This window comes from Mesorhizobium kowhaii, assembly GCF_042431665.1.
GTDB lineage: Bacteria > Pseudomonadota > Alphaproteobacteria > Rhizobiales > Rhizobiaceae > Mesorhizobium > Mesorhizobium kowhaii.
Genome location: NZ_JBHLYT010000033.1, coordinates 1 through 14,813, shown reverse-complemented (window position 1 = coordinate 14,813; position 14,813 = coordinate 1). Strand labels below are relative to the sequence as shown.

The window sequence follows — 14,813 nt, the reverse complement described above, 5'->3', positions numbered from 1 at the left end:
GGCACTCCGGGCAGGTTCTGCCATGCGCCTTCAGGGCGCGACGGTGATCTTGCCCTGCATGTGCGGGTGAAGTCCGCAGAAATAGGCAAAGTCGCCTGCTTTGGTGAAGGTGAATTCATATGTGTCACCGGTGTCAAGCGCCTTGGAGCGAAAGGAGGAATCATTGGCGACGACCAGATGCGGAATGTCGTCGTCGTTCCTGAAGATCACGGTGGTGCCGGGCTTGACCGTCAGCTCTCGGGGCGTGAAGGCGAAATTCTCGATTTTGACCATCGGCGCATCCGCCGCGCGCATCGGCTGACAGGTCGCCGTGGTCAAGGTGAAGGCCGTGAGGATCGCAGCCATGTGCCGGGCCGGAAGGCGTATGCAGATCATGGTGATTTCCCTTTCAGGCTCAAGCCAGCGTCGAGTCGATGATGGCGAGATCCTGCCCGCCTTGCTTCACGGTGACACTGCTGGTGCCGAGCAGGCCGCGCAGTTGACCGGCCGGCACGGTCATCGGTCCAGGCGAGGCGGCGGTGCCTGGCGCCGGCTGCGGGAAGGCGGTCGAGCGCGCGGTGTGGAAGGTTACGTTGCCTTCCACCTTCTGCATGATCTGGTGGATGTGGCCGTTGAGCACGGTAACCGAGCCGAAGCGCTTGAGCAGGCCGAGCGCCTGTGCCGCGTCGTCGGTGCCCCAGCCCCATTCGGGATAGACGGCCCACAGCGGGATATGGGCGAAGACGACGATCGGCATCGAGGCGCTGACCGCCTTCAGGTCGTCGGCCAGCCACGCCAGTTGCTCGGCGCCGAGATTGCCGAGCCCGCCGGCCTTGAGGTTGACGACATTGACCAGGGCCACGAAATGCACGCCGTTCTGGTCGAAGGAGTACCAGCCGGCGCCCTTGGTGCCCTTGCCATAACGGTCGAGATAGGCCTTGCCGTTGCCGTCGTCGATCAGATCGTGCTCGCCCGGCACGTAATGCACGTCGAAGCCGGCGCCGCCGATGATCTCAGCCGCATTGTCGAACTGTGCCGGCTTGGAAAGATGGGTAATGTCGCCGGTGTGGATCATGAAGGCGGGCTTTTGCGGCAGCGCCTGGACCTTGCCCATGGCCTCCTTCAGCGTGTCGATGGCATGCGGATTGGCCGCCTTGTCGAAGCCGATATGGCTGTCGGAGATCTGCAGGAAGGTGAAGCCGGTGGCCATGGCTTCGGCGGCCTGTGCGGCGCCAAGCAGATTGAGCGACACCGGTACGCCGCCTGAAATCGTCCACAGCACGCCGGTGCCGGCCCAGATCATGCATTCCAGCGCATGGCGGCGGCTGATGCCGTCGCGTCCGCTCTCGTCATCGTGGTGATGGGTCATGTCGGTCTCCTCAACGCCAGGAGTGGCGTATGCTGAGGAGACCCGGGATGGCGGTGGTTTATTCCCGGCTGGTGCAGATCCGGCCGTTCACGGTCACGTGATGGCTGGCGACACCAGCATGCTAGGGTCTAGAGCGGTTCACCGTTCCACGGAAACGCTGAACCGCTCCATCTCTCTGTTTTGACGCAATTCCCTAAGGGAAAGCGCTACGCGCTTTTCCCGGGAAAACCGTCTCACACTTTTCCTGGAATTGCTCTAGTCCGGCCAGCGCAAGGCGCCGGACGAATCCTTGCGGGCAGGCTTCATGGCGTCGATGGGCCGGTCAGTCGCGGTCAGTATGGTCCGCAGCCGTTCGGCGACGATCTCCGCTTCGCCAGGGTGGAGATTGCACGGGTCGAGGAAGAAATGGCCGCGCTCGACCTCGTGGTTGCGCACGATGATGGGCGGCGAGCCCGCGGCCAGGGCCGCGGCGAGGCCGGCGGCGGTGAACCGGCTCTCAGGCGAAACGAAGATCTGCAGGCGATCAAGCGGATTGGCGGTCGGATCAGGGATGATCTGCGCGACGATGCCCGGCAGTCCCTGCAACGTGTCCTTCCACAGGTTGAGCGCTGCCTCTTCGCGCCGGCGGATGCCGTCATGGTCACGCCTTTCCCAGGCTTCGAGTGCGGCCATGGTGCCTGCGATGCTCTCCTTGCCGACCTTCATTGCGCGTGCGACGCCGCGGTTCTGCAGATAGGCGGCGCGCACCAGATCCTTGCGCCCGGTGACGATGCCGCTGGTCGGCCCGCTGAGGAATTTGTGGCCGCTGTAGATGACAATGTCTGCGCCGCGCGCCAGGAAGCCACGCAGATCGTATTCGGAAGCCGCGTCGACAATCACCGGGACGCCCTTGGCGTGGCAGATTTCGCAGAATTCCTCCAGCGACAGCATGCCGTACTGCACGGTGTGGTGCGCGACGACATAGAGGCCCGCCGCTGTGCGGTCGCGGATTGCGTCACGCACATGATAGTCCTGGGTCACGCTGACCGTGCCGGCGGGAATGGTCTTTGCTCCGGCCAGCCTGACCGACTGGTCGATCGGCGCGCCGTAATTGACGATGTGACCGAGCTGGACGATGACTTCCGACTTGAGGTCCTCGGTGTCGTCCGGCAGGCGCTCGATGGCGAGCAGGTTGGTTCCCGTCATGGCGCCGGCGATCGCCATGGTGATGCCGCTGGCACAGCAGGCGGTGATGAAACCGGCCTCGCCGCCGGTGAGGCGTGCAACGATCGTGCTTGCGGCACGCTGCAGATCGTCCATCTCCACCCATTGCGAAGCCATTTCAGACATCGCGCTGATCGCTTCCGGGACGATGATCGATGCGCCAAGCGCAGTCATCGTGCCCGAGACATTGATGATCGGACGAAGGCCGAGCCGTTCGCGGATGGTGGTGTTGGAGCCGTCGGCGGAATAGGTTTTCATCTCTCGGATTCCATTTCTAAAAGTCAGGCGGCGATCTCGATGACCGCCTCGATTTCGACGGTGATGTTTCCAGGCAAGGAGCCGACGCCGATTGCCGAGCGGGCATGGCCGCCGATATTGTCGAAGACATCGGCGAAAAGGTCGGAGCAGCCGTTGACCACTTTCGGGTGGTCGCTGAAGGTCGGTATCGCGTTGACGAAGCCGAGCAGCTTGACGACCCGCACGATGCGGCCGAGATCGCCGGCGGCTGCGTGCATGACGGCGAGCAGATTGAGGCCGGTGAGGCGGGCATGCTGATAAGCCTGCTCTACCGTCACGTCCTCTCCAACCTTGCCGGTACAAAGCGTGCCGTCGGCCCGCAATGGCCCCTGGCCGGACAGGAAGATCAGCCGCCCGCTTTCGGCATGGGTGACGAAGTTGGCGATCGGGGTCGGCGGCTCGGGCAGCGTCAAGCCGAGTTCGGCGAGCCGGATATAAGGCGTCATCAAATGCTCCTTGCGACAGCTTTCGCTGTCCGGTGTCAGAAATGCGAGGCGCGGAAGCGCGCCAGGAAGGTGCGGAGGCGCTCGTTGGTGGTCTCCGCCGCGAGAATCTCCTTCGGTGGGCCGACGGCGCTGACACCACCATCGGCCATGAAGACGATGCGGCTCGAGGCGTCGCGCGCGAAGGCCATTTCGTGCGTCACCATCAGCATCGTCATGCCATCCTCGGCGAGGCTGCGCACGACGGCCAGCACCTCGCCGACGAGTTCGGGGTCGAGCGCCGAGGTGATCTCGTCGAGCAGCAGGATCTTAGGCTCCATCGCCACGGCGCGGGCGATGCCGACGCGCTGCTGCTGGCCGCCGGACAGTTCGGCGGGCAGGCTGTCGGCCTTGTGGGCAAGGCCGACGCGGCCGAGCCAATGTTCGGCGATCGAGCGCGCCTCGGCTTCGCTTTTTCCCCGCACCTTGCGCAGCCCCAGCATGATGTTGCCGGCCGCCGTCAGGTGAGGAAAGAGGTTGAAGCTCTGGAACACCATCCCGGTTTCGGCGCGCATCGCGGCGAGATCGCGTTCGCTGCGGCGCTGACGGGTTCCCGAGTCGCGAAAGCCGACCTCCTTGCCGTCGATGCGGATCGAGCCGCTGTCATAGCTTTCCAGGAAGTTGACGCAACGCAGCAGCGTGGTCTTGCCGCTGCCCGAGGGGCCGATGACGGTCACCACCTCGCCGCGCGCCACCCGCAAGCTGACCGAGCGCAGGACCTGGGCGGCGCCAAAGGATTTGGAAACGTTGCGGACGTCGAGGAGGGCCGGGGTGTCGTTCGAACTTGTGGACATTGCTATTCCCGGATGAAGGAGAAACGCCGCTCGAGCCGCCGGCTGGCGAGCGAAAGGGCATAGTTGACCGCGAAATAGATGAGCGCGCCGAGGATGTAGAGCGGCATGGCCTCGTAGGTGCGGCCGATGACCTGGTTGATGGCCTGCATCAGGTCGGTGATGCCGAGCAGCGACACCAGTGCGCTGCCCTTGACCGCATCGGTGACGCCGTTGATCCAGGGTGGCAGGAAGCGCCTGAAGGCCTGCGGGAAGATGACGTAGGCCAGGCGCTGGCGAAAGGTCAGCCCGATCGCCATTGCTGCTTCCGACTGCCCTTTCGGGATGGAGCCGACCGCGCCCCTGAGATACTCGATGACCTGCGCCGTCTTGAACAAGGTGAGCGCAAGCACGGCGGCCCAGAACGACGGCAGATGAAGCCCGATCGCAGGCAGGCCGTAATAGACGAAGAACATCAGCACCAGGATCGGAATGCCGCGGATCGTGTCGCTGAAGATGCGCACCGCCCAGCGCAGCGGCGCGGGACCATAAACCAGGCCGACGCCCAGCAGGACGCCGGCGATGAGCGACAGGACCACGACCAGCAGCGACACCCACAAGGTCAAGGCGAAGCCTTGGGCAAGGAACGGCAAGGCATAGGCGATCTGGGTGAGCATGTCAGCGTGCCGCCCTGAATCGGCGCTCGACGAGCCGCAGCGCGAAAAGCAGCGCATAGCCGGTCAAGAGATACATCGCGGTCGTGACCAGGTAGACCTCGACGATGCGGAAGGTGTTGAAATTGATCCACTGGGCGCCGTAGGTGAGCTCGGGTACCGAGATGACCGAGGCGATCGAGGTGTCCTTGAACAGCGAGATGAAGGTGTTGGACAGCGCCGGCAAGGTGATGCGCAGCATGGTCGGCAGGCGCACATGGAGCAGTCGTTGCCATGGCGTCAGGCCAATCGCCTTGCCAGCGTCGAGCTGCCCGCGCGGAACGGCTTCGAGGCCCGAGCGAAACACCTCGACCAGGTAGGCGCCGCTATAGACCGACAGCGTCAAGATGAACGAGGTCTGAGCGCTGTAGGCGAGGTCGACCACGGTCGGCAAGCCATAGAAGACGAGGTAGACGAGCAGGATCAGCGGCACGTTGCGGATGAATTCGACATAGGCGGCGATCGTCGCCCGCACCGCGCGCCCTGCCGAGACATACCAGACCGCCAGCACCAGCCCGATGACGACGCCGATGGCGATCGAGATCACGGCCAGTTCAAGGCTGAGCAGCAGGCCGCCCCACAGCTTGTCGAAATGCCGCCAGATCAGGTTGAAGTTGAGCGTATAGCCCATTCGCTTCTCTCAGTACCCTGGACGCTGTTCATACATGTCGTGCCCCGGAAGTCGCTGCTCGTCTGGGCGACATGCATGGTCGAGAAAGGTGGCGGAAGGGTGCGCAGGCATCCTTCCGCTCCATACCTCAGACGGTCGGGAAGCCGGGGTGGCGCGCCGGCGGCTCCTGCCCGAAATAGTCCTTGAACGCGGCGTCGTAGAGGGCGTTTTCGTGACCGAACATGGCGATGGTGAAGGTGGAATTGACGAAGGTCAGCCAATCAAGATCGCCTTGCCGGAGCGCTGCGCCATAAAGCATGCTCAGCCAGCTCTTGCCGGCGTCAAAGTATTTGTCCGGATTGCGCGAGGCGAGCCAGCGCACCGTGGAAAGATCCACCGCGGCGGCGTCGACGCGTTTCGATTCCAGCGCCTGCAGCACGTTGGCCTGCGTATCGATCTGCATGACCTGGGATTGGGGCAGGACCGAATGCACCTGTGCCTCGGCATCGACATTCTGCAGAATGGAGATGCGCGTTGCCGAACCCGCGGCTAGCAGCTTGTCGAAGGTCTTGTTCTCGGCAGTCGGAAGGGTCAGCAGGGCGACACCCTCGACATAGTAAGGCCGGGAAAAATTGACCAGCTGCGAGCGCTGGGCGCTCATGGTCATGAACTGGATGGTGATGTCGACCTTGTTGGTGGTCACGTTGGGAATGCGCTGCGCCGGGTCCTGCATGACGAATTCGACCTTGGTCGGATCGTCGAAAAGTCCCTTGGCAAGAATGCGCCCCATGGTGATGTCCATGCCGACCAGTTCGCCGGCGTCGTTTTCGAAGTGCCAGGGCGCGTTGGTGCTGCCAGTGCCGACGATCAGCTTGCCGCGATCGAGCACGGTTCGCAGCAGGCTGTCAGGTGCTGCCTGGGCAGCAGCCTTCTGGGCATCGACGGCTGCCAGCACGCCAGCCGTGGCCAGTCCTGCCATTCCCAATTTCAGAAAATCACGTCTTCCGGATGTGTCGTTCACGGCGACCTCCTTTCGTGTTGTGTTCCCCTATGCACAGGCAATACACGCATCGTTGATTTTCAGAGCGATTGTCTCTTACAAGAGACGTATGTATCCTGTACAAGACAGATACTAACACCAGGAATCGACAATGCAAGATGGCAATGCCCCAGCAGTTTCAGCCGGCGAGAAGATTTCGGGTTCCCGCGAAAAAGGCCTCAACCGGGTGCTCGAGATCCTCGAGTTTCTTCACACGACGCAGCGGGCGATCGGCATTGGCGACCTTGCCAAGGGGGTGAACGCACCCCGCTCGACGACCTACACGCTAGTGCGGTCGCTGGTCGATGCCGGCCTGCTTGAGATGGCAGGCGACGGCAACCGCGTCTATTTCGGCAAGAAGCTCTATCTCTACGGAATGGATTATGTGCGGGGCAACGACCTCATGAGGCGCGGGCGCCAGGAGGTCGACAATCTGTCGCGCGAGACCGGCGAAACCTCGGAGCTGTGTATGCTGCAAAGCGGCCGCTACACGATCGTCCATTCAAGCCCGGGCACCAGGCCGTTCCGCATAAGTTCCGCCACCGGCCTGCAGATACCGCTGCCCTGGACCGCTTCGGGACGGCTGCTTCTGGCGGGCTTCGAACAGGCCCGGATCGAAGACATGGTATCCGAAGATGATCTCATCTTGCCCGACGGCCGCAGATTGCTTCTCAGCGACTTCATCGCCGACATAGCGAAGGCTGAAGCCACCGGCTATTGCGTCACCTCGGGCCTTGTCGATGCGTATACGAAATGCCTCGCCGCGCCGGTCTTTTCGGGGCCTGGCAAGGTCGAGGCGACGATGTGCCTGGTGGTTCCCATCGACACGTCCGAGGAGCGGACCGGCAGTCTCATCGGCCTGCTGCGCGACCGCGCCGCCAGACTTTCGATCGCCGGATAGGCGCAAAGAAGCGATCAGGAGCGACCCGGCTCTGCCGTCTCACGCGATGATGTCGGGAATGATCTTGTCTTCCAGCGCCATCAGCCGGTCCTTGAGGAACAGCTTCTTCTTCTTCATGCGCTGGATTTGCAGCGGGTCGCAGTTCGTGGCGATCATCGCGTTGATCGCCGCATCGAAATCGGCGTGTTCCTGCTTTAGCCGGGAAAATTCGAGGCGAATATCGGCCTGTTCCTGATCGGACATTCTCTACCGTCTGCACGTCTGCGGCGCCCAAAAACTGGGCCTGATTGGGCGGGGCCGGGGTCTTTTATCACCGGCGCGCAGCCCATATCACATTTCACATTGTCGTGGAATGCTACCACGCAGCATTCGACATCGCGGCCGGATGGTGGCACAGTATCATTGTGCCGTCACAGAAGCGAACCTGCGGTGGACGCGCCGTGACGGCTGCAATCGAGGAAACCATGAAAGGGAGAACCAATCATGTCTCTTGCATCCCATCTTGATGAGTTGCAGCGGAAACACGGCGACATCGAGCGTGAAATCGATGACGCGATGAACCATCCATCGGTCGACGACCTCGAAATCGTGAATCTCAAGCGACGCAAGCTGGCACTCAAGGACGAGATTGAAAAACTGAGAGCACAACCGACCACCCATTGATGCCCTCCTGATATAGACGATCACGATCCACGGCCTCTCTTGCCGGCGGCATTTGTCGCCGGTGTGGTGGATTGTGATTTCCAGCGCTGGGCGGTCGCCGAGGCTGGACTTCCGTTCAGCTCAATTTTTTTGCTTCGGCCGTCGCCGGATCTTCGATTTTTTTGATCCCGGCGGCGGGCCAATTGCGGCCAGTGGCGACCTGTCGCCATTGACAAGCCATCTTTGCTCCTCCACCTCATGCCCGGACTTTAGCGCATCGGCCCGGGGCGTTCTTGTGCGTCCCGGTGGACGCATGGCGCTCCAGAGACAAAAGGCTGCCGGGCATGACCGGATATTTTTCCTCTCCCTTCCCCCGCCGTACCTCGGTCGGCGTCGATGTCGGCGGCGTGGTCGTCGGCGGCGGTGCGCCCGTCGTCGTGCAGTCGATGACCAACACCGATACGGCCGATGTCGACCAGACGGTTGCGCAAGTTGCGGCGCTGCACCGTGCCGGCTCCGAGATCGTGCGCATCACCGTCGATCGTGACGAGAGTGCTGCCGCAGTGCCGCGCATTCACGAAAGGCTGGCGCGGCTCGGCATCGACGTGCCGCTGGTCGGCGATTTCCACTATATCGGCCATAAACTGCTGGCCGACCATCCGGCCTGCGCCGAGGCGCTGGCCAAATACCGCATCAATCCGGGCAATGTCGGCTTCAAGGACAAGAAGGACCGGCAGTTCGCTGCGATCGTCGAGATGGCGATCAGATACAACAAGCCGGTGCGCATCGGCGTCAATTGGGGTTCGCTCGACCAGGAGCTTTTGACCCGGCTCATGGACGACAACCAGGCGCAGGGCTTTCCGCTGACCGCGCAGGAAGTGACGCGCGAGGCGATCGTGCAGTCGGCGATCCTGTCGGCCGAAATGGCGGAAGAAATCGGCCTTGGCCGCGAAAAAATCATCCTGTCGGCCAAGGTCAGCGGCGTTCAGGACCTGATCGCCGTCTATACCGAGCTCGCCACCCGCTCCAACCACGCGCTGCATCTTGGCTTGACCGAGGCCGGCATGGGTTCGAAAGGCATCGTGGCTTCGTCCGCCGCCATGGGCATCCTGCTCCAGCAAGGCATCGGCGACACCATCCGCATCTCGCTGACGCCGGAGCCGAACGGCGACCGCACGCGCGAGGTGCAGGTGTCGCAGGAACTGCTGCAGACCATGGGATTCAGGCAGTTCGTGCCGATCGTCGCCGCTTGCCCCGGCTGCGGCCGCACCACCTCCACCGTGTTCCAGGAACTCGCCCAGAACATCCAGGCTGATCTCAGGAAGAACATGCCGGTGTGGCGCGAAAAATATCCCGGCGTCGAGAACCTCAAGGTCGCGGTGATGGGCTGCATCGTCAACGGCCCGGGTGAGTCCAAGCATGCCGATATCGGCATTTCGTTACCCGGCACCGGCGAGACGCCGACGGCGCCTGTCTTCGTCGACGGCAAGAAGGCGGCGACGCTGCGCGGGCCGTCGATCGCGGCGGATTTCGAGAAAATGGTCGCCGACTATATCGAGCAACGGTTCGGTCGCGGCAAAGCAGCGGCGGAGTAGACGCGATGCAGCGTTTCCTCAGGGCGACGCTGGTTCTGCTTTGCGCCCTGGTCTGTTCGACAGCTGTCCAGGCCGATCCACCGCAATCCGCCAAGCAGAGGCTCATCGACAAGGTCTGCAACCTGATCCAGGCCCATGCCGACCAGAACGGCCTGCCCAGGGATTTCTTCGCCCGGCTGATCTGGAAGGAAAGCCGTTTCGATCCCAACGCCGTCAGTCCGGTCGGCGCCGAAGGCATCGCCCAGTTCATGCCGGGCACCGCCAAGATGCGTGGCCTTGCCAACTCCTTCGACGTCAACCAGGCGATCCCGGCCTCGGCGAAATATCTCGCCGAGATGAAAACCAGCTACGGCAATCTCGGCCTGGCGGCGGCCGCCTACAATTCCGGTGAAAGCCGGGTGTCGCGCTGGCTCGGTTCCGGCGGTTTCCTGCCAATGGAGACCGAGAGCTATGTTTTCGACATCATGGGCGAGCCGGTCGACAAGTTTTCCGACCGGGCCTATGCCGGCAAGGTCGAACCGCTGGATGCAAAGGCGGATTTTGCCGTCGCTTGCCGCAGGCTGCCGGTGATCATGTCGCAGACCGTGGCGATGGCCTCGATCAACATAAAACCGTGGGGCATCCAGGTGGCCGGCAACTTCCGCCGCAGTGCCGCGATCGGCCAATGGCTGCGGGTGAGGAGCCGGTTCCCGGCCCTGCTCGGCGGGCATGATCCGGTGGTCAGCCGGGTGCGCACGCCAATCGGCCGGCGCGGCATATACGCGGTCAGGATCGGCATCGACGACCGCGCCGCCGCCAATGTCATATGCCAGAAATTGCAAAGCGTCGGCGGAGCGTGCGTGGTGGTGCGCAACCGGTAGAACAGTCGCATTGAACGAACTCGGCAGCGTGCCTTGTTCGGCTGAATGCGCCGTCGCATTCAGCAAAGATTTCGGTTATAGGCGACGGCCATGACCGACAGACTCTACAGCGATCCCAACCTCGTCCAGTTCTACGACATTGAGAACCAGGGCCGTGCTGATTTTGACTACTGCGTAAGCCTTGCCAGACATGGCGGTTCGGTCCTCGATCTCGGCTGTGGCACCGGGCAGCTGGCTGCCGAACTGGCCGACCGGCAAAGTGTCACCGGCGTTGATCCGGCATCGGCGATGCTCGACGTCGCGCGGCGCAGGACCGGCGGGCACAAGGTGGAGTGGGTCGAGGCCGACGCTCGAACCGTTCGCCTCGGACGACGCTTCGATCTGGTGCTGCTGACCGGGCACGCGTTCCAGGTTTTCCTGACCAAACAGGATCAAGAAGCGGTGTTGCGCACCATCGCTAACCATCTCGCTCCCGGTGGGCGCTTCATCTTCGACACGCGAAATCCTGCTACGGAGAAGTGGCTGGAGTGGACGCCGCAGCGCTCCGAACGAATGGTGGCGCATCCCAGTCTCGGCACAGTCAAGGCCTGGAATGATGTCGAACACGATGCCGCCACTGGCGTCGTCACCTACTCAACCTTCTATGAAATTCCAGGCGGCAGATCGGTTCTGGGCGCCGAATCGAAAATCGCTTTCCCGGAGAAGGAGGATATCGCCGGGATGCTGGATGAGGTTGGCCTGCTGGTGGAGAAATGGCTCGGTAACTGGGATGGCGGGCCTTATGTCGCCACCTCTCCGGAAATCATCCCGATCGGTGGGCTGCGCTGATCCCGCCAGACCAGCGGCCAGACTTGCCTTACGCCGTCTTCGCCACCACCGTCTCGCTGAGCCAGGTGCCGATCTTGGTGCCGAGACGATCAGGCGAAACCGGCTTGGGCAGATAGTCGTCCATGCCGGCCTCGATGCATTTGTCGCGATCGCCCTTCAGCGCATGCGCGGTGACGCCGATGATCGGGATGTGAGTGCCCGACGAGGTCTCCATGGCGCGGATGGCGCGGGTCGCTTCGTAGCCGTTCATCTCCGGCATCGAGACGTCCATCAGGATCAGCTTGGGGCGCAGCGCCCGGTACATCTCGACCGCCGTGCGGCCGTTGCCGGCAATGCGATAGCTCAGCCCCAGCCCGTTGAGGATCTGGCCGAACACCAGCTGGTTCACGTCATTGTCCTCGGCAATGAGGATGTCGATGGGACCGTTCGGCGTGGCCGTCGATTCCGGTGCCATGGCGATCGGCATCGCCGGGCCGCGAATGACGGTGAATGCGGGTGGTGCTGACGGGGGAGCCGGCACGATCGGTTCGCGAACGAACTGCGCCTTGCCGACCTGCGAACGGGCCTTCTGGACAACCGAGATCACGGTGCCAAGCAGGATGGCGGAACGCGCCGGCTTGGTCAGGTGCGCGGCAATGCCGAAGTCGATGATCATCTTGCCGAAATCGACCTGGTCGACCGAGGTCAGCAGCACCACCGGAATGGAAGCCAGCCGGCTGTCGGAAGCAATGGCCCTGGCTACGTCGGCGCCGTTCATGCCCGGCATCTGGTAGTCGAGGATGATGCAGTCGACGGCGGCTCCCAGCTGGCAGGCGCGATCGAGGAAGGCCAGGCCCACGGCGCCGCTTTCGGCGGCGGCACAGTCGAAGCTCCAGCTTCTCAGCTGCTCGAGCAGGATTTCGCGGTTGACCGGATTGTCGTCGATGACCAGCACGCGAGCGCCGGTGACGTCGACCGGCACGATCTCGTCGCGCGCCGCGGCGTGGTGCGCCGGCAGCGGCACCGCGAACCAGAACACCGAGCCGCGGCCGATCTCGCTCTCGACGCCGATCTTGCCCGCCATCAGATCGACGAGGCGCGCGGCGATGGCAAGGCCAAGGCCGGTGCCTTCGTGGCGGCGGGTCGATGAACCATCGACCTGGGCGAATTTTTCGAACACGTTCTGCAGTTTTTCGGCCGGGATTCCGATGCCGGTGTCCTCGACGCGAACCTTGAGCTGGACTACGTCATTGACGATCTCGCCGCCGACATCGATCAGCACGTGACCCTTTTCGGTGAACTTCACCGCATTGCCGAGCAGGTTGGTGACGATCTGCCGGAACCGCCCGGCGTCGCCGACGACATGGGCCGGCAGGCGCGGGTCGACGCGCACGATCAGTTCGAGGTTCTTTTCGGCGACGCGCGCCGATACCAGCGTCGCCACATCCTCGACCGCCTCGGAAAGACGGAAGGGAGCCGGGTCGAGGGTGAGCTGGCCGGCGTTGATCTTCGAGAAATCGAGGATGTCGTTGATGATGGTGAGCAGCGCGTTGCCGGATTTGACGATGACGTCGGTGAAGGTTTTCTGGCGCGCCGTCAGGTCGGTCTTGGCCAGCAGCTCGGCCATGCCGAGCACACCGTTCATCGGCGTGCGGATCTCGTGGCTCATATTGGCCAGGAATTCCGATTTGGCGCGGTCGGCGGCCTCGGCCTTGAACAGGGATTCGGCGGATTCGGCAAAGGCGCGGCGGATGGCCACTTCCATCGGACGGAAGATCCAGAAGGCGACGATGGCAAGGGCGGCGAACAGGATGCCGCTCGCCCACAGCAGCAGCCTGTCGCTGGAGACATCGGCCAGATGGCGCTCATCGTCCATGGCGGTGCGGACGCGGACCAGCATGGGCTGGGCAAACAGGTCGTTCTGGTTGCGGATTTCGCGATAGCTCCATTCATCGACCTTCTGCGCCATCGACATCAGGTTGAAGTTGCGCACCATGTCGCGCGGCGACCAGAACAGGTCGCCGTTGACGGAAGCGGTTTCGAGCTCGTTGATGGTCTTCACCGAAAGGCGCGGCCTGATCGCGGCAAGCTGCGCGGTCAGCGTTTCGATCTCGCCGGTCAGGCGCTCCGAATGGCCGCGCGCCGATGTGGTCAGCGCATCGCGTGTCTCCGTCCGCCAGGCGGTGCCGGTCGTCTCGGCAAAGCTGGTCGCGTTGCGCAGGTCGCGGGTGAAGACGACGAGGTTGCTGCTCAGCGCATCGATGTCATGGCGAAAGGAATTGACCCGATCGAGCGCAATCACGATGGCGGCGGAAGCCAGCGCAAAGATCAGCAACCCTGAAATATAGCGAATCCGGACTGACCGGATGAAGGACGAATATTCCGGCATGCGCAACCCCAACACATACGCATCATTTTAATGACCGGGATTACGCTTCATTTACATTAAAATTTCGTTCGGGTGTGGAGGCGAACTAAGCGATGGGTGACGGGTTTCGATCCGAAGTCGACCTTCGCAGACTGAATCCTGAGTGACTTCTTTGCGCCTCCGGTCACTCCGGCCGACTTGACCGCCTACCAAAAGCGGACATTGCTGGTGCCGACGCTGCGGTCGCGGTTGCGCCAGATGCGGTCGTCGATGCTCAGAAATCGGCTTCCTCGAAGTATTTGGCCCTCAGCCATGTGTTCGACGGTCCGCTCCTGTAGCGGCTGTCGACGCGCTTCGAGATGATGCTCTCGAGCCCCACCTTCTCGATGGCGCGAAAGATCGCTAGCGCACTGCTCTCGAAATGCTCGCTGTACTGGATCTTGCCGAGGTCGTGCCCAACCAGTTGCCACAGTGCCTGCTTGCGCTGCAACAGGGGCAGGGAGGCTAGATTGCGACCGTCGAGATGGAGGATGTCGAACGCGACGAACACCAGCCGGCTCGGTTCGTTCCAGATCGCGGCTTCCAGCGCAGGGCAATCGGGAGCGCCCTGCTCGCCTGGCACGATGACCTCGCCGTCGATAATGGCAGCCCGGCATGGCAGCTCGGCAGCCAGCGCGATGGGCCAGTATTTCGTGGTCCAGTCACGGCCGTTGTTGCTGTAAAGACGCACGCCGCCTTTATCGATGATGATCTGCGTTCGGTAGCCGTCAAGATTGACCTCGTGAACCCATCCCTCATCTTCGGGCGGCTCCTCGACCCGAGTCGGGATCTGCGGCGGAATGAACTCCAGCCGGCCACCGTTCACCTTGGCACGCTTCCTCAATGACGCCACCTTTGATCGCGCAGCAGCGGCTGATCGGCACAGGCAGCCCGACATCCCCCCAACCTGGATGCCTGCCGCCTGTGCCGAGCCCCCGCCGAGCCATTGCAAGCATCTGCGCACGGGGTCGGATTGTCGTTAGCTTCGCATCCAAATACTTATCCTGGCGTACATATCTCACTCGTTGCGGCGCTCTTGTTGATTTTCACTGAGAACTGACCCGGCATTTCCACCGAGATTTGACCCGCCTTTCATGTATGTTTCGGTTCGGGGTTGAGGGTCAAGGTTCTGGCTTTCT

The 14,813-nt window shown here is 62.7% G+C and carries 16 protein-coding genes; 5 read left to right on the top strand and 11 right to left on the bottom strand.

Annotation, left to right across the window (positions count from 1 at the left end):
- Window positions 1–30: 30 nt before the first annotated feature.
- The 8 genes from ACFFNA_RS19555 to ACFFNA_RS19520 all read right to left on the bottom strand — a co-directional run bounded on the left by ACFFNA_RS19555 (window position 31) and on the right by ACFFNA_RS19520 (window position 6,444).
- Window positions 31–375, bottom strand: coding sequence for a cupredoxin domain-containing protein (locus ACFFNA_RS19555; protein WP_378920840.1), 345 nt, complete (start codon window positions 373–375; stop codon window positions 31–33).
- 19 nt (window positions 376–394) lie between these two features.
- Window positions 395–1,348, bottom strand: coding sequence for a metallophosphoesterase family protein (locus tag ACFFNA_RS19550; RefSeq protein WP_378920838.1), 954 nt, complete (start codon window positions 1,346–1,348; stop codon window positions 395–397).
- A gap of 255 nt (window positions 1,349–1,603) precedes the next feature.
- Entirely contained in the window at window positions 1,604–2,809 is a 1,206-nt protein-coding gene (locus ACFFNA_RS19545; protein ID WP_378920836.1) for an aminotransferase class V-fold PLP-dependent enzyme, read from the bottom strand.
- Window positions 2,810–2,832: 23 nt separating this feature from the next.
- Window positions 2,833–3,294 (bottom strand): RidA family protein, encoded by a 462-nt coding sequence (locus tag ACFFNA_RS19540; RefSeq protein ID WP_111544547.1) that lies wholly within the window; start codon window positions 3,292–3,294, stop codon window positions 2,833–2,835.
- A 35-nt stretch (window positions 3,295–3,329) separates the two neighbouring features.
- Window positions 3,330–4,124 carry an amino acid ABC transporter ATP-binding protein gene (locus ACFFNA_RS19535; protein WP_111544465.1) on the bottom strand — a complete coding sequence of 265 codons (795 nt, stop codon included), beginning with the start codon at window positions 4,122–4,124 and terminating at the stop codon, window positions 3,330–3,332.
- A 2-nt stretch (window positions 4,125–4,126) separates the two neighbouring features.
- Window positions 4,127–4,777 carry an amino acid ABC transporter permease gene (locus ACFFNA_RS19530; protein WP_111544464.1) on the bottom strand — a complete coding sequence of 217 codons (651 nt, stop codon included), beginning with the start codon at window positions 4,775–4,777 and terminating at the stop codon, window positions 4,127–4,129.
- A gap of 1 nt (window position 4,778) precedes the next feature.
- Complete coding sequence (locus ACFFNA_RS19525; protein ID WP_378920833.1) at window positions 4,779–5,444, bottom strand: amino acid ABC transporter permease; 666 nt, start codon at window positions 5,442–5,444, stop codon at window positions 4,779–4,781.
- Between the two features lie 127 nt (window positions 5,445–5,571).
- Window positions 5,572–6,444: a transporter substrate-binding protein gene (locus ACFFNA_RS19520; protein WP_378920831.1), complete on the bottom strand. Its 873-nt coding sequence runs from the start codon at window positions 6,442–6,444 to the stop codon at window positions 5,572–5,574.
- Between the two features lie 130 nt (window positions 6,445–6,574).
- On the opposite strand from ACFFNA_RS19520, the gene ACFFNA_RS19515 reads away from it, so the two are divergent.
- Window positions 6,575–7,363 carry an IclR family transcriptional regulator gene (locus ACFFNA_RS19515; protein ID WP_378920829.1) on the top strand — a complete coding sequence of 263 codons (789 nt, stop codon included), beginning with the start codon at window positions 6,575–6,577 and terminating at the stop codon, window positions 7,361–7,363.
- A 39-nt stretch (window positions 7,364–7,402) separates the two neighbouring features.
- On the opposite strand, the gene ACFFNA_RS19510 is transcribed toward ACFFNA_RS19515, so the two are convergent.
- On the bottom strand, window positions 7,403–7,606 hold the full coding sequence (locus ACFFNA_RS19510) for a YdcH family protein (protein WP_095089397.1): 204 nt from the start codon (window positions 7,604–7,606) through the stop codon (window positions 7,403–7,405).
- Between the two features lie 240 nt (window positions 7,607–7,846).
- Between ACFFNA_RS19510 and ACFFNA_RS19505 the strand changes: the two genes are divergently transcribed.
- The 4 genes from ACFFNA_RS19505 to ACFFNA_RS19490 all read left to right on the top strand — a co-directional run bounded on the left by ACFFNA_RS19505 (window position 7,847) and on the right by ACFFNA_RS19490 (window position 11,288).
- Window positions 7,847–8,026, top strand: a complete 180-nt coding sequence (locus ACFFNA_RS19505) for a YdcH family protein (RefSeq protein ID WP_027023510.1) — start codon at window positions 7,847–7,849, stop codon at window positions 8,024–8,026.
- A gap of 323 nt (window positions 8,027–8,349) precedes the next feature.
- Window positions 8,350–9,600 (top strand): flavodoxin-dependent (E)-4-hydroxy-3-methylbut-2-enyl-diphosphate synthase, encoded by a 1,251-nt coding sequence (ispG, locus tag ACFFNA_RS19500; RefSeq protein WP_378920826.1) that lies wholly within the window; start codon window positions 8,350–8,352, stop codon window positions 9,598–9,600.
- A 5-nt stretch (window positions 9,601–9,605) separates the two neighbouring features.
- Complete coding sequence (locus ACFFNA_RS19495; protein ID WP_378920824.1) at window positions 9,606–10,460, top strand: transglycosylase SLT domain-containing protein; 855 nt, start codon at window positions 9,606–9,608, stop codon at window positions 10,458–10,460.
- Between the two features lie 90 nt (window positions 10,461–10,550).
- Window positions 10,551–11,288: a class I SAM-dependent methyltransferase gene (locus tag ACFFNA_RS19490; protein ID WP_378920822.1), complete on the top strand. Its 738-nt coding sequence runs from the start codon at window positions 10,551–10,553 to the stop codon at window positions 11,286–11,288.
- A gap of 28 nt (window positions 11,289–11,316) precedes the next feature.
- On the opposite strand, the gene ACFFNA_RS19485 is transcribed toward ACFFNA_RS19490, so the two are convergent.
- On the bottom strand, window positions 11,317–13,656 hold the full coding sequence (locus tag ACFFNA_RS19485) for a response regulator (RefSeq protein ID WP_378920820.1): 2,340 nt from the start codon (window positions 13,654–13,656) through the stop codon (window positions 11,317–11,319).
- A gap of 253 nt (window positions 13,657–13,909) precedes the next feature.
- The gene (locus ACFFNA_RS19480; RefSeq protein WP_446685972.1) at window positions 13,910–14,518 is read right to left on the bottom strand and encodes an ATP-dependent DNA ligase; all 609 of its coding nucleotides are present in this window, start codon (window positions 14,516–14,518) and stop codon (window positions 13,910–13,912) included.
- Window positions 14,519–14,813 lie beyond the last annotated feature (295 nt).

Coding starts and splice junctions, on each gene's coding strand:
- ACFFNA_RS19555 (WP_378920840.1), bottom strand. CDS start 375: ATGATCTGCATACGCCTTCCGGCCCGGCACATGGCTGCGATCCTCACG.
- ACFFNA_RS19550 (WP_378920838.1), bottom strand. CDS start 1,348: ATGACCCATCACCACGATGACGAGAGCGGACGCGACGGCATCAGCCGC.
- ACFFNA_RS19545 (WP_378920836.1), bottom strand. CDS start 2,809: ATGAAAACCTATTCCGCCGACGGCTCCAACACCACCATCCGCGAACGG.
- ACFFNA_RS19540 (WP_111544547.1), bottom strand. CDS start 3,294: ATGACGCCTTATATCCGGCTCGCCGAACTCGGCTTGACGCTGCCCGAG.
- ACFFNA_RS19535 (WP_111544465.1), bottom strand. CDS start 4,124: ATGTCCACAAGTTCGAACGACACCCCGGCCCTCCTCGACGTCCGCAAC.
- ACFFNA_RS19530 (WP_111544464.1), bottom strand. CDS start 4,777: ATGCTCACCCAGATCGCCTATGCCTTGCCGTTCCTTGCCCAAGGCTTC.
- ACFFNA_RS19525 (WP_378920833.1), bottom strand. CDS start 5,444: ATGGGCTATACGCTCAACTTCAACCTGATCTGGCGGCATTTCGACAAG.
- ACFFNA_RS19515 (WP_378920829.1), top strand. CDS start 6,575: ATGCAAGATGGCAATGCCCCAGCAGTTTCAGCCGGCGAGAAGATTTCG.
- ACFFNA_RS19510 (WP_095089397.1), bottom strand. CDS start 7,606: ATGTCCGATCAGGAACAGGCCGATATTCGCCTCGAATTTTCCCGGCTA.
- ACFFNA_RS19505 (WP_027023510.1), top strand. CDS start 7,847: ATGTCTCTTGCATCCCATCTTGATGAGTTGCAGCGGAAACACGGCGAC.
- ispG (WP_378920826.1), top strand. CDS start 8,350: ATGACCGGATATTTTTCCTCTCCCTTCCCCCGCCGTACCTCGGTCGGC.
- ACFFNA_RS19495 (WP_378920824.1), top strand. CDS start 9,606: ATGCAGCGTTTCCTCAGGGCGACGCTGGTTCTGCTTTGCGCCCTGGTC.
- ACFFNA_RS19490 (WP_378920822.1), top strand. CDS start 10,551: ATGACCGACAGACTCTACAGCGATCCCAACCTCGTCCAGTTCTACGAC.
- ACFFNA_RS19485 (WP_378920820.1), bottom strand. CDS start 13,656: ATGCCGGAATATTCGTCCTTCATCCGGTCAGTCCGGATTCGCTATATT.